The 20,840-nt window shown below is 47.4% G+C and carries 26 protein-coding genes; 24 read left to right on the top strand and 2 right to left on the bottom strand.

The features are described 5' to 3' along the window. Window positions 1-81 precede the first annotated feature (81 nt). From FGQ85_RS09105 to FGQ85_RS09035, 16 genes are all read left to right on the top strand, one after another. Window positions 82-420, top strand: coding sequence for a hypothetical protein (locus tag FGQ85_RS09105; protein ID WP_138373294.1), 339 nt, complete (start codon window positions 82-84; stop codon window positions 418-420). A 198-nt stretch (window positions 421-618) separates the two neighbouring features. Then, on the top strand, window positions 619-834 hold the full coding sequence (locus FGQ85_RS09100; protein WP_138373293.1) for a hypothetical protein: 216 nt from the start codon (window positions 619-621) through the stop codon (window positions 832-834). Window positions 835-972: 138 nt separating this feature from the next. After that, on the top strand, window positions 973-1,944 hold the full coding sequence (locus FGQ85_RS09095; protein WP_138373292.1) for a DUF3991 and TOPRIM domain-containing protein: 972 nt from the start codon (window positions 973-975) through the stop codon (window positions 1,942-1,944). Window positions 1,945-2,161: 217 nt separating this feature from the next. Next, window positions 2,162-2,272, top strand: a complete 111-nt coding sequence (locus tag FGQ85_RS09090; protein ID WP_243128528.1) for a DUF3789 domain-containing protein — start codon at window positions 2,162-2,164, stop codon at window positions 2,270-2,272. After that, window positions 2,269-2,421, top strand: a complete 153-nt coding sequence (locus FGQ85_RS18360) for a hypothetical protein (RefSeq protein WP_171027925.1) — start codon at window positions 2,269-2,271, stop codon at window positions 2,419-2,421. Before FGQ85_RS09090 ends, FGQ85_RS18360 begins: the two co-directional genes overlap by 4 nt. Continuing rightward, complete coding sequence (locus tag FGQ85_RS09085; RefSeq protein WP_138373290.1) at window positions 2,366-3,343, top strand: DUF5688 family protein; 978 nt, start codon at window positions 2,366-2,368, stop codon at window positions 3,341-3,343. Before FGQ85_RS18360 ends, FGQ85_RS09085 begins: the two co-directional genes overlap by 56 nt. Continuing rightward, on the top strand, window positions 3,340-3,690 hold the full coding sequence (mobC, locus tag FGQ85_RS09080) for a plasmid mobilization relaxosome protein MobC (protein WP_087168616.1): 351 nt from the start codon (window positions 3,340-3,342) through the stop codon (window positions 3,688-3,690). The genes FGQ85_RS09085 and mobC overlap by 4 nt, the downstream gene beginning before the upstream one ends. 1 nt (window position 3,691) lies before the next feature. Beyond that, window positions 3,692-5,158: a relaxase/mobilization nuclease domain-containing protein gene (locus FGQ85_RS09075; protein WP_138373289.1), complete on the top strand. Its 1,467-nt coding sequence runs from the start codon at window positions 3,692-3,694 to the stop codon at window positions 5,156-5,158. Continuing rightward, the gene (locus FGQ85_RS09070; RefSeq protein ID WP_138373288.1) at window positions 5,133-6,047 is read left to right on the top strand and encodes a PcfB family protein; all 915 of its coding nucleotides are present in this window, start codon (window positions 5,133-5,135) and stop codon (window positions 6,045-6,047) included. The genes FGQ85_RS09075 and FGQ85_RS09070 overlap by 26 nt, the downstream gene beginning before the upstream one ends. Before the next feature lie 5 nt (window positions 6,048-6,052). After that, entirely contained in the window at window positions 6,053-7,087 is a 1,035-nt protein-coding gene (locus FGQ85_RS09065; RefSeq protein WP_243128527.1) for a hypothetical protein, read from the top strand. A 12-nt stretch (window positions 7,088-7,099) separates the two neighbouring features. Beyond that, entirely contained in the window at window positions 7,100-7,303 is a 204-nt protein-coding gene (locus FGQ85_RS09060) for a hypothetical protein (protein WP_138373287.1), read from the top strand. Beyond that, window positions 7,290-9,113, top strand: a complete 1,824-nt coding sequence (locus FGQ85_RS09055) for a VirD4-like conjugal transfer protein, CD1115 family (RefSeq protein WP_138373286.1) — start codon at window positions 7,290-7,292, stop codon at window positions 9,111-9,113. The genes FGQ85_RS09060 and FGQ85_RS09055 overlap by 14 nt, the downstream gene beginning before the upstream one ends. After that, window positions 9,097-9,438, top strand: a complete 342-nt coding sequence (locus FGQ85_RS09050; RefSeq protein ID WP_087161981.1) for a glutamyl-tRNA amidotransferase — start codon at window positions 9,097-9,099, stop codon at window positions 9,436-9,438. Before FGQ85_RS09055 ends, FGQ85_RS09050 begins: the two co-directional genes overlap by 17 nt. A 5-nt stretch (window positions 9,439-9,443) precedes the next feature. Next, window positions 9,444-9,662, top strand: coding sequence for a hypothetical protein (locus FGQ85_RS09045; RefSeq protein ID WP_138373285.1), 219 nt, complete (start codon window positions 9,444-9,446; stop codon window positions 9,660-9,662). Window positions 9,663-9,731: 69 nt separating this feature from the next. Then, on the top strand, window positions 9,732-10,568 hold the full coding sequence (locus FGQ85_RS09040; RefSeq protein ID WP_087161980.1) for a hypothetical protein: 837 nt from the start codon (window positions 9,732-9,734) through the stop codon (window positions 10,566-10,568). 16 nt (window positions 10,569-10,584) lie between these two features. After that, the gene (locus FGQ85_RS09035) at window positions 10,585-11,085 is read left to right on the top strand and encodes a hypothetical protein (protein ID WP_138373284.1); all 501 of its coding nucleotides are present in this window, start codon (window positions 10,585-10,587) and stop codon (window positions 11,083-11,085) included. Window positions 11,086-11,134: 49 nt separating this feature from the next. Here FGQ85_RS09035 and FGQ85_RS09030 read toward each other — a convergent pair whose 3' ends face one another. Further along, window positions 11,135-11,515, bottom strand: a complete 381-nt coding sequence (locus FGQ85_RS09030; protein ID WP_138373283.1) for a hypothetical protein — start codon at window positions 11,513-11,515, stop codon at window positions 11,135-11,137. A gap of 99 nt (window positions 11,516-11,614) precedes the next feature. On the opposite strand from FGQ85_RS09030, the gene FGQ85_RS09025 reads away from it, so the two are divergent. From FGQ85_RS09025 to FGQ85_RS09000, 6 genes are all read left to right on the top strand, one after another. Further along, the gene (locus tag FGQ85_RS09025) at window positions 11,615-12,022 is read left to right on the top strand and encodes a PrgI family protein (protein WP_138373282.1); all 408 of its coding nucleotides are present in this window, start codon (window positions 11,615-11,617) and stop codon (window positions 12,020-12,022) included. After that, window positions 11,973-14,336: a VirB4-like conjugal transfer ATPase, CD1110 family gene (locus FGQ85_RS09020; RefSeq protein WP_138373281.1), complete on the top strand. Its 2,364-nt coding sequence runs from the start codon at window positions 11,973-11,975 to the stop codon at window positions 14,334-14,336. The genes FGQ85_RS09025 and FGQ85_RS09020 overlap by 50 nt, the downstream gene beginning before the upstream one ends. A 68-nt stretch (window positions 14,337-14,404) precedes the next feature. After that, window positions 14,405-14,812, top strand: coding sequence for a DUF6075 family protein (locus tag FGQ85_RS09015; RefSeq protein ID WP_138373280.1), 408 nt, complete (start codon window positions 14,405-14,407; stop codon window positions 14,810-14,812). A gap of 12 nt (window positions 14,813-14,824) precedes the next feature. Next, on the top strand, window positions 14,825-15,604 hold the full coding sequence (locus tag FGQ85_RS09010; protein WP_138373279.1) for a DUF6674 family protein: 780 nt from the start codon (window positions 14,825-14,827) through the stop codon (window positions 15,602-15,604). 16 nt (window positions 15,605-15,620) lie between these two features. Then, the gene (gene srtB / locus FGQ85_RS09005; protein WP_138373278.1) at window positions 15,621-16,400 is read left to right on the top strand and encodes a class B sortase; all 780 of its coding nucleotides are present in this window, start codon (window positions 15,621-15,623) and stop codon (window positions 16,398-16,400) included. A 29-nt stretch (window positions 16,401-16,429) separates the two neighbouring features. Further along, window positions 16,430-18,217, top strand: a complete 1,788-nt coding sequence (locus tag FGQ85_RS09000; protein ID WP_138373277.1) for a lysozyme family protein — start codon at window positions 16,430-16,432, stop codon at window positions 18,215-18,217. Window positions 18,218-18,244: 27 nt separating this feature from the next. Here the strand turns inward: FGQ85_RS09000 and FGQ85_RS08995 are convergent, their stop codons facing one another. Beyond that, window positions 18,245-18,619: a helix-turn-helix transcriptional regulator gene (locus FGQ85_RS08995; protein WP_138373276.1), complete on the bottom strand. Its 375-nt coding sequence runs from the start codon at window positions 18,617-18,619 to the stop codon at window positions 18,245-18,247. A gap of 301 nt (window positions 18,620-18,920) precedes the next feature. Between FGQ85_RS08995 and FGQ85_RS08990 the strand changes: the two genes are divergently transcribed. Together FGQ85_RS08990 and FGQ85_RS08985 are read left to right on the top strand one after the other, a co-directional pair. Continuing rightward, complete coding sequence (locus FGQ85_RS08990; protein ID WP_087168603.1) at window positions 18,921-19,583, top strand: response regulator transcription factor; 663 nt, start codon at window positions 18,921-18,923, stop codon at window positions 19,581-19,583. Next, the gene (locus FGQ85_RS08985; protein ID WP_138373275.1) at window positions 19,571-20,809 is read left to right on the top strand and encodes a HAMP domain-containing sensor histidine kinase; all 1,239 of its coding nucleotides are present in this window, start codon (window positions 19,571-19,573) and stop codon (window positions 20,807-20,809) included. Before FGQ85_RS08990 ends, FGQ85_RS08985 begins: the two co-directional genes overlap by 13 nt. The last annotated feature ends 31 nt before the right edge of the window (window positions 20,810-20,840 follow it).

Raw genomic sequence — 20,840 nt, 5'->3', positions numbered from 1 at the left:
AATGTGCAAACAATGAAAACGCACAATCGCCGGTGGTCAGAACTTCTGGTATAGTGGGCGGGAAAGGAGGAAAAGAAGGCTATGAAGATAGAGGATGTGGATATTTACAATCTGCCGATCTGGGCCTGCGCTGTGGTGGACGAGATTGATGAAACTTGCAGAAAGCGTTTGAAAGCGTCTCCGGAATACAGCCGGATTTTAAAAGAGAGTGATGAACTGCTGTTTAAATATCCGTTTATCTCTAAGTTGATTGACCGGGATAAGATCGAAGAACCGATAAAACTTTCCGTGAAAAAGGCAAAGGCACTGTCAAAATTCCTTGCGCTGGACGCAGACCGGGAGGATTATGAACGGATACAGCTTTATCTTATGGGCTGCCAACATACCATAAAGGTATTACAGCTACTGGAGATTTTATAGAAAATAAAGGTCTGGATTGTTGAAAAGAATAAAAATGGATATAGTAATAAGTATAGAAAATGCTGGCTGGCAGAAAGGATAGATATATTGGAAAAGACAGAATTTTGCAATCTTGTAAAACGGATTAAAGAAAATTTTATGGAAATTGATAGCGATATAATGGTAGATTTAAAAAAACAGGACGTGAGATATGCTGATATGTGTTATGAATTAGGCGAAATGGAGGAAAAATATCCATTCATTCTGGAAGTTACGGAGGGAAACGGAGCCATCAGCCTGACAGCAGAGGAGCATGAAGTTGTAAGAAAATATATGAGCATGATGTTCCAAAAAGAGACAATAGAACGCTGTCAAATATATTTCCGGGGGCATACAGATGGGTATGCGTATCTAAAAAAAATCGGGGCAGTTTGAATTTTGATGAAGAATAAAGAAGAATTTACATAGTCGGATGGTTTTCAAAGAAAGAAGATCATCCGGCTATTTTTATGCCTGGATATAAGAAATGAGTTATGGAATATCCAATCACGGGCAGGAAAGGAGATGAAATTTATGCCTTATGTTGCGCCGGAAGTAGTGCAGAGAGTGAAACAGATCGACCTTCTGACTTATCTGAAAACCTATGAACCTTATGAGCTGGTGCATTTCTCCGGGAATGTTTATACCACCAGATCCCACGACAGTTTGAAGATTTCCAACGGAAAATGGATGTGGTGGAGCCGGGGGATCGGGGGCAGGAGCGCACTGGATTATCTGATTAAAGTGAGAGGATATGATTTTGTGCAGGCGGTACAGATTATAGCGGAGCAGGCGGCGATCCAATCGCCTGTTTCCGTACCAGCCGAAAAGAAAACAGAGAAAAAGCTGATCTTGCCAAAACCTTACCGCTATCAGACGTATGCAGTTTCTTACCTGCAGAACCGTGGAATTGACGGGGAGATTGTTCGATTCTGTTTGAAAACCCAGCGACTTTATGAGAGTGAGAACTACCACAACGTGGTTTTTGTGGGAATGGATCAGAGCGGAACACCCCGTTATGCGGCTCTGCGTGGAATCGGTTCAGACTTTCTCGGAGAGGCGTCCGGGAGTGACAAAAATTATTCCTTCTGTATCCCGGCAGAGGGAAAATGCCGGGCAGTTCATCTGTTTGAGTCGGCCATTGACCTATTATCTTATGCCACGGAGCAAAAGCTGGATGGAAATAACTGGAGAGAGGAACACTTGTTATCTCTTGCGGGCGTGTATCAGCCAGCCAAAGAAATCGAGAAAAGCAAGGTGCCGGCGGCGCTGACACGCTTTCTAAGAGAACATCCGGAGGTGAATACGGTGGTATTTCATTTGGATAATGACCGGACGGGAAGAGTTGCGACACAGGCCATCCGAACAGTTCTTCCGAAGAAATATCAGACTAAAGATGAGCCGCCAAAGCAGGGAAAAGACTGTAATGACAGCCTCTGTATCCGGCTGGGAATCCGGCAGACAAAGCGGGAAAAGCGGCACAGGGAAAGAAATTTTGAACGATAGAAAGAGAGGATTTTGTGGAGAGAAACAGTCATGATAAGTGTTCCTTGTCGGTAGGTAATGATCCGCCGGAGGCGGAAACGGAGCGCAGGTGGAGTGTGATACACAATACCAGCAAGCAACGCCTTTGGATTGCCAGAACTTCTCTGGCAACCCTCCGGCAGCTTGTCAGGGAAACATCCCTGAAACCCTTTGAGAAGAAATGGAGGTAAGGATGAAGATGATCCAGTTTATTTGCGGAACAATGGTGGGCGGTATGATCGGTGTGGCTATGATGTGTCTTATGCAGATTAATCGTCTGTACAGACATGATCGGGAGGTGGACGAATGATACGCATGGAAATGACCAGAACAGAAAAAGACGCTGCAGAAAGTAGATTGAAAAAATATCAGCAGACATTGACAGGAAAGGGGGATGGACAGCATGAGCAGCACGGTAGCAGTGAAGGCGTTCGCAGAGGGCGTGACACAGCAGATTAAAGATTATCTGCCAGAAGAATATCAGAACATGCAATGTGAGATTTCAGAACAGCAGAAGAATAATGGCGTAATGTTGACAGGAATTGTTTTCAATATGCCAGGACAGCATATCGCTCCGGTTGTCTATATGGAGCCTTTTTATGACCAGGTTCGTAAGGGAGAGCCGGTGGATCGGATCATGAATCGTATCGCCGATGTATGCAGACAGTCATTGTCTGTGCGGGAGCTGCCGGAAAGTCTGGATTTTACGGACTATGATTCTGTGAAGGATTATTTAACTGTGCAGGTCATCAATACAAAAGCGAATCAGCGGATGTTATCCAAAGTTCCGCATAAGCAAATGGAAGACCTATCTGTAATCTGCCGGATTGAATTCCCTTCGCCCGCCGGGGAGGGAGTTGGGAGTGTCAAAGTAACCCATGAAATGCTGAGTCAGTGGGGAGTACGCCCGGAGGAAGTTTACCAGAAGGCGGTGGAAAATTCAGTCAAGGGAAGTCCGGCTGTACTGATGAGCATGGATGATCTGATGATGGAAATGAGTGGACTTCCCTTTGAGGCCCAAAATCTGTTTCAGTTAAAAGAAGGGGAGGAGTTCCCTAGAGAGGGCATGTACGTTCTGAGTAACCCGATGAGATTAAATGGAGCCTCTGTTCTTGCGTATCCAAATCTGCAGGAGCAGTTGGAGTCCGTATTCCCACAGGGCTGTTATCTCCTTCCCTCGTCTCTGCATGAGATGATTATCATTCCTAAAGATCTCGGTATAACACCGAAAGAAATGGGAGAGATGGTGCGTGACGTGAATCAGAAAGAAGTAGCCCGTGATGAAATCTTGTCAGACCGGGTATATGAGTTTGACAAAGAGAAACGACAGTTGCGTCAGATACCGGAATCCATGGAAAAAGCAAAGGAGATGGAGCGATGAGAAAACGAAATGTGGCGATCCTGTTCCGACTAAACCGGAAAGAGGCGGAGGCGCTGGATAAGAAAGTGAAGAAGAGCGGACTGAGTCGTGAGGCGTATCTCCGCCATCTGATCAGCGGTGTGGTTCCGAGAGACGCTCCGCCACCGGACTATTATTCCATGATGAGGGAACTCCACCGGATCGGGAATAACTTAAATCAGATTGCACAGAAAGCCCACACTCTAAATGTGCTGGATGTGCAGCGATATGACCGGGATATGCGGATGTTTGAGGATACCATAAAGAAGATTACGGAGGCAGTGATCCTGCCGGAACCGATGAAAAATGAAAACCGGAGGGGAGTGTAAGGTGGCTACCACATCCATCTGGAGTGTGAAAGGTTGGCTGGGGAAAGTCGTGATCTATGTAGAGAACCCGGAAAAGACCACCGCTCCGGAGATCGCAAAACTTCCGGGATATAAAAAAGAAGAGGCGGTACAGAGTGAGGAGAAAATGCAGAGCCTTTCTGATGTGATCGCCTATGCAGTCAACGAGGAAAAGACCAGACGGAAAGGGAAGAAGGGAGAGGAGGAGATTACCAGTGAGACGGAACCGGTTATGCAGCAGTATGTTTCCGGTATCAACTGTACGCCCGCCACCGCACGTAATGAAATGATGGCGGTTAAAAAGCGGTATGGAAAGGATGAAGGGATTATGGCATTTCATGGGTATCAGTCCTTTGCTCCGGGAGAGTGTACCCCGGCATTGGCCCATGAGATCGGTGTCCGCCTGGCACAAGAGCTGTGGGGCGAGCGTTTCCAGGTGTTGGTTGCCACTCATCTGGACAAGGCCCATCATCTTCACAACCACTTTGTGGTCAATTCTGTTTCCTATACTGATGGGAAACGGTATCACAGAACCAATCAAGACTACCGGGATATGCGGTCTGTCTCTGACCGCCTTTGCCGGGAGTATGGCCTGTCTGTGATCGAACATCCGCAGCCGGGAAAGTCCAGGCATTATGGCGAGTGGCGGGCAGAGCAGGAAGGGAAGCCCACTTACCACAGTATTGTCCGGGACGATGTGGATGAGGCAATTTTACAGGCGAGAACGGAAAAACAGTTTTTCCATATCTTAAAGGCGAAAGGTTATTCCATTAAGTTTGGGAAAGACATCACGATCCGTCCGGAAGGGCGGGAGCGAGGGCTGAAACTGGAACGGAATTTTGGAGAGGACTATTCTCTGGAGTCGATCCGGAGAAGAATACTGGAGGAAAAACCGTCTGCTATCCCGCAGGAAGAACGACTGCCGGAGAAAAAGCGGTATGTGGTGCATGTGAGGGGAAACCTGCCGAAGAGAAAAATCGGAGGACTGCGGGGACTGTACCTGCACTACTGCTTCCTTTTAGGAATCCTGCCGAAAAAGCGCCCTTCCGTGTCCTCGAAACAACTTCATTTTCTCCTGCGGGAAGATCTGGCGAAACTGGAACAGATCTCCAGAGAGACAAGGCTGCTTTGCCGATGTCACATTGACACGGACGAGCAGCTATTTTCTTATAAAGGATCTTTGCAGGAACAGATGACGCAGTTATCTAAGGAACGCCAGAGGCTACGGTATCAGTGCCGCAGTATCCGGGAGGAGGAACGTCTGGCGGAAGTAAAAGCAGAAATTTCCGGACTGACTGCCCGAATCGGGGAACTCCGAGAGGAGGTGGTGCTTTGTGACGGGATTGCCGCACGTTCCGGTTTGATCCGGCAGAAAATACAGATTGTGCGGCAGGAAAAGAAACAGGGAAAGGAGGAAGTAAGCCATGAACACATCAGGCGAAGCCGCTGATCAGGTAGTAAGGATGTCACTGGAAGTAGGTGAGGCTGCCCTAAAGCTCACAGGAGTCGGAGCGAAACAGCTTGCAGTGCTTCTGTATGCGATAATGAAAGAACAGAAAAAGACCAAAGGGCGGGCAAGGCTGGAAACCCTTGTCCGCTCCGGCAAACCGCTGACTGTGTATCCTGTGAAAGAAAACGATTTGAAACAGTTTGTCGCAAGAGCAAAACGATATGGGATCCTATACTGTGCGGTGCGGAATCCGAGAGGGAGTAAGGATGGGATGGTCGATGTGGTGGTCAAAGAGGAGGACGCTCCCCGGATTAATCGGATCGTGGAGCGGTTCAAGTTTGCTTCTGTTTCGGAAGCAGCAGAAATTAAGGATGAGATTGAAAAGAGCAGAGCGGATAAATCCAAGGGGAAGAGTCGGGAGACGTCCTCCGGAAAAACACGACCGGATACCGGAAAGACAAATCAGAAAGAGGAACATCTGCAGGAGCAGAAGGTGGTATCTGGGAAATCTCCAGAAGTTCCACGGCAGGAACATCCGGAAAAATCACAAGAGGATCGGATCATGGACGAATTGTTTGGGGAGCCAGTAAAAAAAGAGGGAAAACAGCAAAACCCCTCTTTGGCAAAGACAGAGAAATCCCGTCTGTCCGAGCCTATCTCCGTGAGGCCAGACAAAACCGCCGAGGGTACTTCTAAGCTGTATACCCCATCCGTACCGAAAAAGCCGTCTGTACGGAAAGAACTTAATGAGATAAAGGCAGCGAGGAAGAAAGAGGCGGAAGGTAAGGCACAGGAAACGGTTTCAAAAGAGAAGCCCAGCCGGACAAGGCAGACGCAGCATACACAGCCGCAGAACCGGAAAAAACAGAGAAAATCGAAAGAGAGGTAGAGAGTATGGAGAACAACTTTGATTCCATGTTGAATGTATCGGCAGTGCCACAGGACGATAAAAAGGCTGCTTTTATTGCAGAAAGCAAGAATAACCGGAGCCGCTGCTATGAGCTGTCCGAACTGATCACAAATGAAGTGGCTGCTGACAGCGGGAAATTTCAGCAGTATCTGGATGTACAGGCACGGTTTGACCGTTATACCGCTAACAATGCCCTGCTCATATTAGCCCAGAGGCCGGACGCAGAACGCCTTGGAGATTATGGTTACTGGAGAGAACAGGGAGTATTCGTGAAACGTGCAGAGCGGCAGAATCCGGTTCTGATCATGGAACCGGGAAAGGAATATGAGCGGGAGGACGGGAGTATCGGCACTTATTATAATGCGAAAAAACTGTATGATATTTCCCAGACTACCATGAGTGAGCGTCCGCAGCCGCAGACAGCAATGGATGAGAGGCTTTTGATCCGGGCGCTGATCAACAATCCTCCGGCCAGTATTGTGACAGCGGAGCCGGATCAAATGCCGGAGGATAAAGGGGCAATCTTTGAACCGGAGGAAAACTGTATCTATGTGCGGAAAGGCATGAACGCACAGGAGATCTTCCAGTGTCTGACGCCGGAACTGGCACTTGCCGGGTTTGCGGACGGAGATCCGGAGTATGATCGGAACGAGGACGCTTTCCATGCCTATTGTGCGTCCTATATGCTCTGCAAAAAGTATGGGATCGACACGCAGGCATATGATTTCAGTTATGCTCCGGCATTTCTGGAGGGAATGGAGCCGCAGGAAGTGCGGGCCGAACTGTCAAAGGCCCGTGAAGCTGCCAATACCATTTCTTCCCGTATGGCAAAAGTGTTTGAGCAGAACCGCATGAATCAGAGACAGCAGGAACAGACAGGCCAGAACCGGGAAGAAGGAAAACGCCAGGAAAACAGGCCGGACCGGGAAGGAGGCCAGGACCGGATGTATGGGCCGGACCGGGAATCCGGACAGCCACGGGGAAACTGGCAGCGCCGGGAGAGCGTGCAGGAGCGATAGGAGGTGTGAACGTTGAGTGAGGACAGAGTTACTCTGGAACTGGATAAATATGAATGCGGTGTGATCTTCCATTCGCTGAAAGACAAACGGAACCAGATGTTAAAGGAGGAACGGCCCACGGACGCAGTGGATGACGTTCTTCTAAAAGTGATCGCAAAGCTGGAGGTGCCGCCGGAGAAAACACGAAGGGGGCACAGACATCATGAAGAGCGGTAACAGGCAAAGTACATGGATCTTTGCTGCCTTCGGTATTATGCCGGTGGTCTGGTTTGCCCTGTTGACAGCGCCTTATTTGTCCGGTGGTCTTATGGGAATCCTAAAAGGTCTGCCGGAGGCCATGAATCATCCGTTTTCCATTGAAATCTGCAAGGACAGTGTAAAAACTGTCCTTCTTTTTCTGCTTGCCTATGGACTGGGGATCGGGATTTACCTGTCCACCCGGAGAAAGTATCGGAGAGGAGAGGAACATGGTTCCGCTGTGTGGGGAAATCCGCAGGAGATCAATAAGAAGTATTGTGCCAAGCGGTTTGAGGACAATAAAATCATGACTAAAAATGTTCGAATCAGTTATGACATGCGGAAACACCGGAGGAATATGCTGACTTTAGTGATCGGAGGCGCAGGAGCGGGAAAAACCCGCTTCTATGGTAAAGTAAATTTATGCCAGGCGAACACTTCTTTCGTGGTGTTGGATCCAAAAGGAGAAAATCTCCGGGATACCGGATATTTACTGGAGGCGAAAGGATATGACGTCCGTGTATTGGATTTGATCAATATGGAGAAAAGCTACTGTTACAATCCTTTTGGCTATCTGAAGGATGACAATGATGTGCAGAGGCTTGTGACGAACCTGTTTAAAGCGACCACGCCAAAGGGGAGCCAGAGCAACGATCCTTTCTGGGATACAGCGGCTTCCATGCTTCTTCTGGCGCTTATCTTCTATCTGAAATACGAGGCACCGGAAGAGGAGCAGAACTTCCCGATGGTCATGGAACTTCTGCGGGCCGGGGAAGTGCGGGAGGATAATGACGAATATCAATCTCCTCTGGACGAGCTGTTTGAACGTCTGGAAATGCGGGAGCCGGAGCATATCGCAGTGAAGTATTATAAGGATTACCACTCAGGAAGTGCGAAAACGCTGAAATCCATTCAGATCACACTGGCGGCCAGACTGGAGAAGTTCAATCTGTCGAGCCTTGCGGCACTGACCGCCACGGACGATTTAGATCTTCCTTCCCTGGGAGAGAAGAAAGTGGCACTTTTTGCGCTGATCCCGGACAATGACACCAGCTATAACTTTCTGGTGTCGATTTTATATACCCAGTTATTCCAACAGCTTTTCTATCTGGCAGACCACAAATATGGCGGCAGGCTGCCTGTCCACGTTCATTTTCTGATGGATGAGTTCGCAAACGTCAGCCTGCCCGATGACTTTGACAAGATTCTTTCTGTCATGCGATCCAGAGAGGTCAGTGTATCCATTATCCTGCAAAATCTGGCACAGTTAAAGGCATTATTTGAAAAGCAGTGGGAAAGTATCGTGGGCAACTGCGATGAATTTTTATATTTAGGAGGCAATGAACAGGGAACCCACAAGTATGTCAGTGAACTGCTGGGAAAAGCCACCATAGATACAAACACCTACGGAAAGTCCACTGGACACTCCGGGAACTATTCCACCAACTATCAGATCACAGGCCGGGAACTGATGACACCGGATGAAGTGCGTATGCTGGACAACCGCTACGCACTTCTTTTTATCCGGGGAGAACGCCCGGTTATGGACGAGAAATTTGATATTTTAAAACACCCGAACATTGCTCTGACCACGGACGGGAAGGGAAAACCCTACCTGCACGGAGAAGTGACGCAGGCAGTGGCGAGCATTACGTTGGGAGACAGTCTGGAGGGCGAGATCACGGAGGCCCCGCCAGACACAGAAGGCTATGAACTCTTATCCGATGAGGATTTAGAGGAAATATTCAGTAAGAATGAGGAGGACTCAGACAATGAAACAGAGAGATGAGAAAAAAGAAACCCGGAAACTTCCCATGAGCCGCAGAGGAAAGCGGTTCATGGTCATCTATGCGGCGCTGGTACTGATGATGACAGTGGGAGCCACAACTGCATTTGCGGCGGATGATCCTTTGACCGTAATCAATAATCTATCCGAATTTATCTTTGGACTGATCCGTGCCATTGGAATGATCCTGCTGGGATTTGGTATTGTGCAGATCGGCCTGTCATTAAAATCCCATGATCCTTCACAGAGAGCGAATGGATTTTTGACGCTGGCTGGAGGTGTGATCATCACGTTTGCAAGGGAAATCTTAACACTGATTACGGGGTAATGAAAATGAAAACGTGTGAATGCTATATCCATTCATTGAAAACAGACGGGAAAAACGTGCTTGCAAAGGCAGCTATTCTGGAACGTCTGGGGGAGAATGATTATCTGGCGGAGTACAACGGTGTGAAATGCCATGCGATATTCAACCCTATTGTGGGAAGATATTATGTGGATGATGTTTACGGTGTAATCCGAAACAAACCGCCGGAACGGGACAGCAGATAATCAGAAACCGGGCAGAGGGGCAGGCCGGAAACGGTCTGTCCTGTTTCTGCCGGAAAGGAGGAATGTGTTTTGAGTGATAACTGGGTGGTTCAGAACCTTCAGAACGCCCTGGACACATGGAACAGCAAACTGGCGGAAATCTGGCAGATCATTACCCAGTCTCCGGAAAATTTCAAAGGGGGAGACATCTGGAACGTGATCGTCAGTATCCACGGTGCGCTGCAGGCAATCGGATACGCCCTTCTGGTTTTGTTTTTCGTAGTAGGCGTAGTAAAGACTTGCGGAAGTTTTACGGAAGTGAAAAAGCCGGAACACGCACTGAAACTGTTCATCCGGTTTGCGTTGGCGAAAGGCGTGGTCACTTACGGGCTGGAACTGATGATGGCACTGTTTCAGATTGTGCAAGGCATAGTCAGCACCATCATGGACGCTGCCGGATTTGGGAGCGCACAGGAGACGGTACTGCCACAGGAGATTATTACCGCAGTGGAGGACTGCGGATTTTTTGAGAGTATTCCTTTGTGGGCGGTCACACTGATCGGAGGCCTGTTTGTCACGGTCTTGAGTTTTATTATGATCATGAGTGTGTACGGGCGGTTTTTCCGGCTGTATCTCTATACCGCAATAGCTCCGGTTCCCCTGTCTACCTTTGCCGGGGAGCCAACACAGAACGTGGGAAAGAGCTTTTTAAAATCCTATGCGGCAGTGTGTCTGGAGGGAGCCATTATCGTACTGGCCTGCATTATCTTCTCCGTGTTTGCGTCATCCCCGCCAGTGGTTGATCCGGAGGCAGCGGCAGTCACAATGGTGTGGAGCTATATAGCGGAACTGATCTTTAACATGCTGGTTCTGGTAGGCGCTGTGAAGATGGCAGACCGTGTGGTACGGGAGATGATGGGGCTGTAAGAAAGGAGGAGAGCCGATGGCAGTCAACAGAGAAAAAATATGGCGGGCAGCTAACCGTGCTTTGAAACGGGAAGAGTTCTACCAGGAAAACAGGGAGTGGGGAGAGACAGATAATTATGATCTGATGTATGTACTTGCAAAAGGAAAGCACCCGAATCCAGATCAGATTATTGCGGTTGCGGGTATGCAATGTATTTGTTATCAGTTTTATCCCTATACACGAGATGAGCCCTGTGAGCTTTGGGGCTTTAATTACGAACGGGATCTGTTTAAACTTTTGGAATCCGGCTATGAAATCGTTGGCATGAGTATGGATTGTCATTTTGATGTGTGGAGTACCATTGAAGCATGGCAGGATGAAATCGAGACAGAGAAAGGTATGCAGAAATATCTGAAATATTGCAGGCAGAACCGTATAACGAAAGAAAAGATCGAAACAGAGACAGGGCTTTCAGGTATGATGGATGTAATGACTCTCTATCATCCGGAACGGGTGCCGAAAGAACCGGAGAGATGAAATCCGGCTGTGGCTGGAGGATAAGAAAAAGACACGGAGCCCCGTGCCTTTAGTCTATCACCTCGTTGGTATCTTTGTACCGCATGTTCCCGGTACTGTCAAAGTATACGGTGTCCATAGCGATTCCGTTGTTTCTGGCCCGCTTGATCTGCCAGCTCATATCTTCTTCCAGCGCCTTATAATATCTCCGGTCACGGATAGCATTTCTTAAGGAAAACAGCCAGCTTATGACGGAGAGGGCGAGCAGTCCATAAAGGATTGCAAAAGCAAGCGTCTCATGGGCTGCGGCCCACGGGTTCAGAACCGTGGCAGTCAGAAGGAAATACAGCAATGGCAGAGTCAGCCTTAATTTTCCCGCCAGACGGAAGATCAGAGATAAAAAGAGCAGGACAACAGAGATACCGAGAGAGATAAAAACAGTGTATGGCATATCGAAGCCCCCTTTGCAGTTTTTTCTTTGAGTATAACAGGAAGAGTAGGGGGAGACAAATGTGCGATTGAGAAATTTTCAGACAAAGGAGGTCATCATTTGGAGATTAAGATCAACCGGGAAATCCGGGAATATACGGAGGCCATGTATTTTGGCCTGTCACTCCGCCAGTTTATCTGTGCGGTTCTGGCCTGCGGCGTTGCTGTGGGCCTTTATTTTTTGCTCCGTCCGCATATGGGAATGGAAACAGTCAGTTGGGTGTGCATGTTGGGAGCAGCGCCCTTTGCGGCCATTGGCTTTATCAAATACCACGGAATGACCGCAGAGAAATTTTTGTGGGTGTGGATCAAGAGCGAGATCCTCATGCCGAAATATTTGGTATTCCATCCGGAAAATTTGTATTACGAACTGGCAAAGGACGAGATCAGAAAGCAGGAAAAGGAGGCGATGGGAAAGCATGTTAAGAACACTAAAAACCGTCATGCGGCAGGACAAGGAGAAGTTTAAAATCCCGAAGAGCGTACAGCAGGCAATCCCGATCCAGACCATCTGGAAAGACGGGATCTTTCTGGTAGGGAAAAACAAGTATGCGAAGACGTATCGGTTTACGGACATCAACTTTGAGGTGGCGTCCGAGGAAGATAAGAAATCCATGTTTCTGGATTACACAAGTATTCTGAACTTTTTTGACTGCGGAGCCACGACCAAGCTGACGATCATTATCCGCAGACTGAACAAGGAGGAGCTGAAAGAGGCTGTCTTTATCCCCATGCAGGAGGACGGACTGGACAAGTACCGGAAGGAAGTCAACGACATGCTCATGGAAAAGACCGTGGGAGCCAATGGTATGATCCGGGAATTGTATGTGACGATTTCCGTGTACCGGAAGAACGTGGAGGACGCAAGGAACTATTTTCTGCGTACCGGAAACGGGCTGATCTCTCATTTCAGCAACCTGGGTTCTAAGTGCGAGGAACTGGACGCACAGGAAAAACTTCATGTGCTGCACAGTTTCTACCGAGCCGGAGAGGAAAGTCATTTCTCTTTTGATATGAAAACATCCGCAAAACTGGGCCACAGCTTTAAAGACTATATCTGTCCGGACACGATGGAGTTTGAGAAAGACTATTTCAAAGTAGGGGAACGGTATGGCCGGGTGCTGTATCTGAAAGACTATGCCTCTTATATCTCAGACACAATGGTATCGGAGTTTGCCGACATCAACCAGAACATGATGATCAGCATTGATATTATTCCGATCCCCACGGACGAGGCGGTCAATGAGGCTCAGAACCGTCTGCTGGGTGTGGAGACGAATATCACGAACTGGCAGAGGCGGCAGAACGCCAACCAGAACTTTTCCGCTACAGTTCCCTATGATATGGAATTGCAGAAGGAGGAAAGCCGGGAATTTCTGCGGGATCTGACTACAAGGGATCAGCGGATGATGGTAGCTGTCGTGACTTTAATGCACATGGCCGGAGATAAGAAACAGTTGGACGCAGATACCAGCACGATCCTGTCCGTGGCCAGAAATAAGATGTGTCAGATGGCAGTGCTGAAATTTCAGCAGATGGACGGAATGAATACTGCACTCCCGATTGGAGTGAGAAAGATTGACAGCATGAGGACGCTGACCACAGAAAGTTTAGGCAGTCTGATCCCCTTCCGGACACAGGAAGTCATGGACAAAGGCGGGATCTATTGCGGGATCAATGCGATCTCCCACAATCTGATCTTGGTAAACCGTGGACTTTTGCTCAATCCGTCCGCTTTTATCTTAGGCGTACCCGGAAGTGGCAAATCCATGTTGACAAAATTATTTGTACTGTTAATTATTCTCACAACGTCAAAAGATCAAGTGCTGATCTACGATCCGGAAGGAGAATATGAACCTCTGGTGCAGGCGCTGGGCGGCGTGAGCCTGCCGATCTGCGCCGGAAGTGATATTCATTTAAATGCTATGGATATGGTAAAAGGCTATGGCGATAAAAACCCGATTGTGGATAAATCCCAGTTTGTCCTCTCCCTGTATGAGCGGATCACGGATGACCGCTATATTATCGGGCCGAAGGAAAAGAGTATCCTTGACCGCTGCGTGGAGCGTGTTTACTCCAAAAAACGCCAGTACGAAATCCCGACCTTTTTCACGCTGCGCCGGGTACTGCAGGAGCAGGATGAGCCGGAGGCAAAAGATCTGGCTCTGATGTTGGAACTGTTCACGGACGGTACGCTGAACAACTTTTCCCATCCCACCAACATTGAAACGGAAAACCGTCTGATCAGTTTTAATACACGGGGCATGGTGGAAGATATGAAAGACCTGGGGCAGCTTGTGATCACTGACCACATGATCAACCGGGTATCCCAGAACTGGGAGAACGGTGTGAGAACCCATATCTTTCTGGATGAGTTCCACACGCTGTTACAGCATAAGTACAGCGCAAACTTTTTCGACAGCGCTTACCGGCGGTTCCGTAAGAGAAACGCATGGACGACCAGTCTGACGCAGAACGTGGAGTATGTGCTGGATTCACTGACCGCAAGGACAATGCTCTCCAACTCGGAATTTATTGTCATGCTGAATCAGTCCGCTTCTGACCGGGAGCAGTTGGCGGAGCTTCTCCATATTTCCGGGGAACAGATGAAGTATATTACAAATGCCAGAGCCGGAAATGGCCTTGCGAGGATCGGCAGCGCCCTGGTTCCGTTCTATAATCAGATGAGTAAAAATTCTGAGATCTACAAGCTGATGTCCACAAAACCAGAGGATTTTGAGAAAACGTGGGGCAGTCCGGGAGACGGTATTCCAGAGTTATAATACAATCATTTTTAGCAGTCTGTGAGGAAAGAAATTTCCCGCAGGCTGTTTGTATATGGAGGGATCATATGAAAACAATTCGATTTGAATCAAAGGAACACGAAAATTTCTTTTATTCCATGCTCAAGAGAACCGGGAACACAGACAGTTATCATCAGGCGTTTTTCTATTGCGTGGGGATTTCCGATACCACCAGAAGAAACGTGGAGCGGATTTTTGACTTTAAACAGGGGCATATCAAACCAGCGGCCCTGCATGAAGGATGGCAGACAGGCGGTTCCATCCGTCTGACAAGGCTTGCCTTCAATCTCTGGAACGGCTACACAGAGAAGGGAGACGAGCAGATGTCCACTCCGTATGAGATTTTTGACTGCGGGTATGCACCTTACTTTTTTGAGGCGATCCGGTTGAAATATCCGGATTACTGCCGGGAACTGCCTGCCATGAAACCGCAGAACGCACAGAGAGAACGATAGGAGGGGGCACAGATGGAGACAGCAAGACAGACGGCTTTGATGGAACAGCCGGAGATCGTGGAACTGTTCCGGGTATTGGAAGGAAATGGGCTTAAAAAGGAGCAGAAAGAAGTGGAATCCCTTGTAAAGTATCTGGATGGAATGGAATCCCAGTTTGGACAGGTGCTTGAGGAATTGCGGGATGTGAAGGAACAGTTATCCCAGATCCAGGACGGAGGCGTGAAAGCGTCCGTCCTGCGGATCGCTGAACAGGCACAGGGTAAAGTGCAGGAAGTTGGAGGACAGTTCCATACGGTGCGGAAAAATCTAATCCAGTCCGCAAAAAGTGCTTTGCAGACGTTTAAAGAGAAAGGAAAGGACGCTCTGCAAAAAGCAGTATCAGCCATGAAGATCCCGTCCGTTCTTGCCCGGATACAGGAAAGACTTCACGGAGCGATGGAGAGTATGAACCGGCAGGCGGATAAAATGGAAGTCTTAAGCGGGGAACTCCACGCTGCAGGCGGCCATATCAAAAACGTGGGCAGGATTTTCCGAGGGAAAGAACGGGAGAAAGTAGAACCACAGGCCACAGACAGGGGGATTACAGCAAAAATCCGCAAGTCATTTTTGACGATCAGCGGCAGGCTTTCCAGCATGGAGCAGACCACGGGCAATGTGAGGAAACGTCTGGAACAGTTCGTGCAGAAGGAGGAAAAGAAACCATCCGTGAAAGGGGAATTGAAAAAATTGAAAGAGGAGAAGAAAATGGTTCCACAGTTGCCGGTTCCGGTCAAACAGCAGGCAAGAGAATAAGGAGGAGAATTGCAGAATGAAACATCAGAAGATCAAAGGGAAATGGTATCTGGCAGGACTGGCGGTATGCGTCCTGCTTTTTGGCGTGTCGCTGTTTCAAGTGATCAGCCATTATGCGGGCGCACAGAAAGCGGAGAAAGAATTTACCGAACTGGCACAGATCGTGGAGCAGACAGAGGATACGCCGGAGGAAGAACCGGCAGGAGAGGAGCAGGAAGTCGTCTCTCCTTTAGAGCGGTATGCCGAGCTGTTTGCCATGAATAATGATATGGCCGGATGGATCCGGATTGAGGATACGCAGATTAACTATCCGGTCATGTATACGCCGGACAACCCGGACTATTATCTGAAACACAATTTTTACAAGGAGTCCAGCGCCTATGGTGTTCCCTATATCGCAGAGCATTGTGATCCGATGGAACCCAGCGACAACGTGATCATCTACGGACACCACATGAACAACGGTTCCATGTTCGCCGGACTGATGAACTATGAGGGCCGGGATTTCTATGAGCAGCATAAAATTGTCCATTTTGATACACTGACGGAAACTGCCGAATACGAAGTGATCGCAGTATTCAAGACCACGGTATATGATGATACCGGATTCAAGTTCTATCTCTTTTCTCATGCAGAGACGGAGAAAGAGTTCACGGACTATGTGGAGCAGTGCAGGGAGCTTGCCCTTTATGATACGGGAGTGACCGCCACATATGGAGACAAGCTGCTTACTCTGTCCACCTGCGAATATTCCAATACCAATGGAAGGCTTGTGGTTGTGGCTAAGAAGATCTGAAAATCCCATATCCGAAAGGAGGGCAGGCGATGGGAAGAACGATCAAAACTCGCCACGTCCAGAAGGATATTAAAGTATTGGATAAAACAGTGACAGCGGCGGAGCATATGAAAGGGGCCTATATCCGGACAAGAGACAGTGCAGAGCAGACACAGGTCAAGGAACAGGGAAATCCCGTAGGCTATGCCGAAGATCAGGTCATGGAAAAAGGGGAGAGAGCCGCCCGTGGAACGGTTCAACAGGCGGAAAAACAGGGGAAGAAAGTAATCCATGTTGTCCGGGAGCGGGGCAGGGCAGAAAAAGAGGCAGAGGCTTTTCAAGAGAAAAACGGAGATCCTTCCGCCTCTTCTTTTTCGTCCGGTACAGAAAAGACTTACCAGCCGAAAGAACAGATAAAAAACCGGACAGGAGCGCAGACCGGGCGGACAGCCGGAGGAAGAGAGACTGGAAAGAAAGGAGCGCAAATCCGGGAACTTCCAAAGCAGACGGTCAAGACGATTGACCGGGGAGAGAAAACAATCAAAACAGCTCATGCTTCTATAAAAACTTCCGGGAAAGCCGCAGTGAAAGGCACGGGCAGGACAATCAAAACAGCGCAGAGAACGGGATACACAGCAGTCCGGACTACGGAGGTTACTGCCAGAGCTGCAGGCCAGGGAGCGAGAGCAGCGGTTCTGACTACTCAGAGGACAGCGGTTGTAGCAAGACAGGCGGCGATTGCCGCAGCGCAGGCCGCAAAAGCAGCGGCGAAAGCTGTGTCAGTCGCTGTGAAAGCTGTCATTGCGTCAACGAAGGCGCTTGTCTCAGCTATCCTTGCAGGGGGCTGGATCGTGGTGTTGATCCTGCTGATCGTCATCCTGTTTGGAGCATTATTCAGCATGGTGGGAGGAAGTAATTCTAGTACCGTTACACCTGTCAGTGCAGAGGTGGAGGCATATGAGCCACTGATCCGGCAGTATGCCAGACAGTATGGAATTGAGGAATATGTAGAACTGATCAAAGCGGTTATGATGCAGGAGAGCGGCGGACAGGGAACCGATCCCATGCAGGCGTCCGAGTGCGGGTATAATACCCGTTATCCAAATACGCCAAACGGGATCACAGATCCGGAGTATTCTATTGATGTTGGTATCCAGAACCTTGCGGCCTGTCTGCGGGAGGCAGGCGTGGAAAGTCCGGTGGATATGAACAATATTAAACTGGCACTGCAGGGATATAATTATGGAAACGGGTATATCTCATGGGCGAAAGAGAATTATGGAGGATATACCTATGCCAATGCGGTGGAGTTTTCCACGATGATGGCAGAGCGGAACGGGTGGAGCGGTTACGGGGATACGGAGTATGTATCCCACGTACTGCGATACTACGTGTTTGGACGTATCCCTACGGGAACCGGGAGCCAGGCGATTGTGCAGGTGGCGCTGACGCAGGAAGGCAATGGGGGAGATATCTACTGGAGCTGGTATGGATTTTCCAACAGAGAGGAATGGTGTGCCTGCTTTGTAAGCTGGTGTGCTGATCAGTGCGGATATATCGAGGCAGGTGTGATACCAAAGTTTTCTTTATGTTCTGCAGGTATGGAATGGTTTGAGAGCCAGGGCCAGTTCATGGATGGCAGCTATGTTCCTGCCACTGGGGATCTTGTATTCTTTGACTGGGGAAATGACGGGAGTATCGACCATGTAGGGATTGTGGAAAGCGTGGTAGACGGAACCATTTATACAATAGAAGGAAACAGTGGGGATAAAGTGGCCAGACGGAGTTACCCGATAGGTTATGAGCAGATTGAAGGATATGGAGTGCCTGCCTATTGATCTAAAATGGCAAAAGAAAAACAGAGGTTAATCCTCTGCTGTTTCTTTTGCTTTACATAGGCTTTCTGCTGTCGCTTTAATAACCAACAGATCTCTGTCATCCAGAGTATCTAGAACAGAATCTAATTGCCTGCGGATAGAACTTTTGGATATAGGTTCTGTGTCAAAAATAAAATGATCCAGAGAAACATGGAAAATTTTACACAAATATAAAAGTAGAGGGACACTGGGAAGCTGGTTTTCTCTTTCAATCGCCTGAATTTGGCGGACAGAATAATCAACAGTTTCAGCTATGCTCTCTCTGGTAATACGTTTTTCAACCCGTGCTTTTTCAATTGCCTTGCCAATGGGAGCAAAATTTATTCCATAGTGGTTTTCTCTAAATAGTTTTTTATCGTCCACTTTTCACCACCTCATTTTCCATAATTCTATAAGTTATTTTACGGAAATTACATCTCCTATAAAAGAAAGTAACATCTCTTAATACAGGAGATTTAATATCTTGTTTAGAGAAAATATAATGCTTATATAGTGAAATATAAGAGATACTGTTTAAGGTTTTTGATATACGCTGGAAATAGAATTGGCTGCTTTTAAGTTGAGTATGTTACAGTGTAATGTAGAGAGAAATAAGTAATAAAAAATAAGTAAACTTGACGGATTATAGACATTTCCCTATTATAATGCCAAAGAGGTGATAATTATGGGTTATACAATTATGATTATAGATGATGAGCAAATGATACTGGATATGCTTTGCGATCAATTTGAACTAGAAAATTACCGGGTAATTACAGCGAAGAATAGTGAAGAAGCCCTACATAAACTGGCTCAACAGCCCGATATTATCTTGTTGGATATTAATATGCCCGGCATGAATGGACTTGATTTGTGTCGAGCTATCCGGGATCATGTAACCTGTCCGATTTTATTTTTGACGGCACGTATTGAAGAGGCAGACCGTGTGGCAGGGCTACAGGCCGGAGGTGATGATTATATTATGAAACCTTTCAGTTTGGCGGAACTAACAGCACGAGTAGAAGCACATCTGCGTCGTGAAAGCCGTATCCAGCAAAAAATCAGTGTACGGGTTTTTGATGACATTATGGTGGATTACGCAGCAAGAGCTATTTTGCGAAAAGATAAGATAATCGAACTCTCTAAAGTTGAGTTTGATATTGTGGAATTACTTTCTCTACATCCCGGTCAAGTCTTTAGCCGTGAAGTGATTTATGAACGAGTCCGTGGCTTTGAAGGTAATGCTGATAATGCAGTAGTAAAAGAACATATCCGCCGTATTCGGAACAAGATTGGAACACAGTATATTGAAACTGTTTGGGGGTGCGGATATAAATGGATAAAATAAAAAAATGGTTACGTTCCATGCCACTTCGCAAAGCTTTTATCTCTCTTGTACTTGTTATGGCAGTATTTGTTGCAGGACTTTCAGCATTGACTATTTTTACCAGCGTTAAAATACAAAATAAGATTTTGGCAAGTGTGACAGATTATCAAATCACATCCCCTCAGCAGAGTGAGGACGAATATAACTGGATTATTGCAGATGATGAGCAAATTGTTCCCGGAGAAAATGGACAGTTAGTGATATTATCCACTGAATATCAAATTGCCAATTTAAACAATGTTCAGCGTGTAGCTTATTATGTGGCAAAGGCAGCTATGATTATTGTACCTACTTTACTTTTTGTTCTTGGTACAATTTTCTGCGCATGGATGTTCTACTCAGTGAAAATAAAGCGGCCACTGTTTCTGCTCTTGCAAAGTGCTGACCGTATTTCTCAAAATGATTTGGATTTTTGTATGGAGTATCCGGCCACCGATGAAATGGGAGAACTTTGCAGGGCAATGAATATAATGCGTGAGGCCCTGCTAAAGAGCAACAAGGAAACATGGAGCATGATGGAGGAGAGGCGCAAATTAAGTGCATCTATTGCTCATGATTTACGGACCCCGATCACTGTTATGAAAGGTTATACAGAATATTTGTCACGTAACGTTCCGTTAGGGCGCATAAGTGAAAAGAAATTGCTGAACACAATACACAATCTTTCTCTCGCAACGGATCGGCTGGAGCAATATGTAAACGAGATACGGGAAGTGCAGGCTCTGGATATTCTTCCTGTGAAACCAATTGCCTGTTCGTTGAGAAAATTTTTTGAGGAACAGAAAGATGAATATATTATTTTAGCGCAGCGGAATCATCTCCATTTTTCTATGAATATTGAAAAAATTCCCGAATATCAGGTTATGCTGGATGTGATTTTGGCACACCGCATGATTGATAATGTAATTACCAATGCGATACGTTTTGCTCGTCATCAGATTGTTATGGAGGCTGATTGGAAGAAGAACTTGCTCACTATACGAATATATGATGATGGTGCTGGATTTTCAGAAGAAGCACTCTGCTCTGCGGCTACACCTTTTTTTAAAGAAAATACGGAAAATGATCATTTTGGATTAGGTCTTTCCATTTGTAATACACTTTGTCACAAACTTGGCGGTGAATTGCAGTTAAGTAACATGGGTGGGGCTTGCGTTCAAATGAAAATAAGTGCAGAAAAAATTTAAATTGATTGACCAAACATAGACTTTTTTTCTT

The sequence above is a fragment of the Pseudoflavonifractor sp. BSD2780061688st1 E11 genome, assembly GCF_005844125.1.
Classification (GTDB): Bacteria; Bacillota; Clostridia; order Lachnospirales; family Lachnospiraceae; genus Sellimonas; species Sellimonas catena.
Note: the sequence above shows the minus strand (reverse complement) of the source record. Positions and strands in the feature narration are given on the sequence as shown.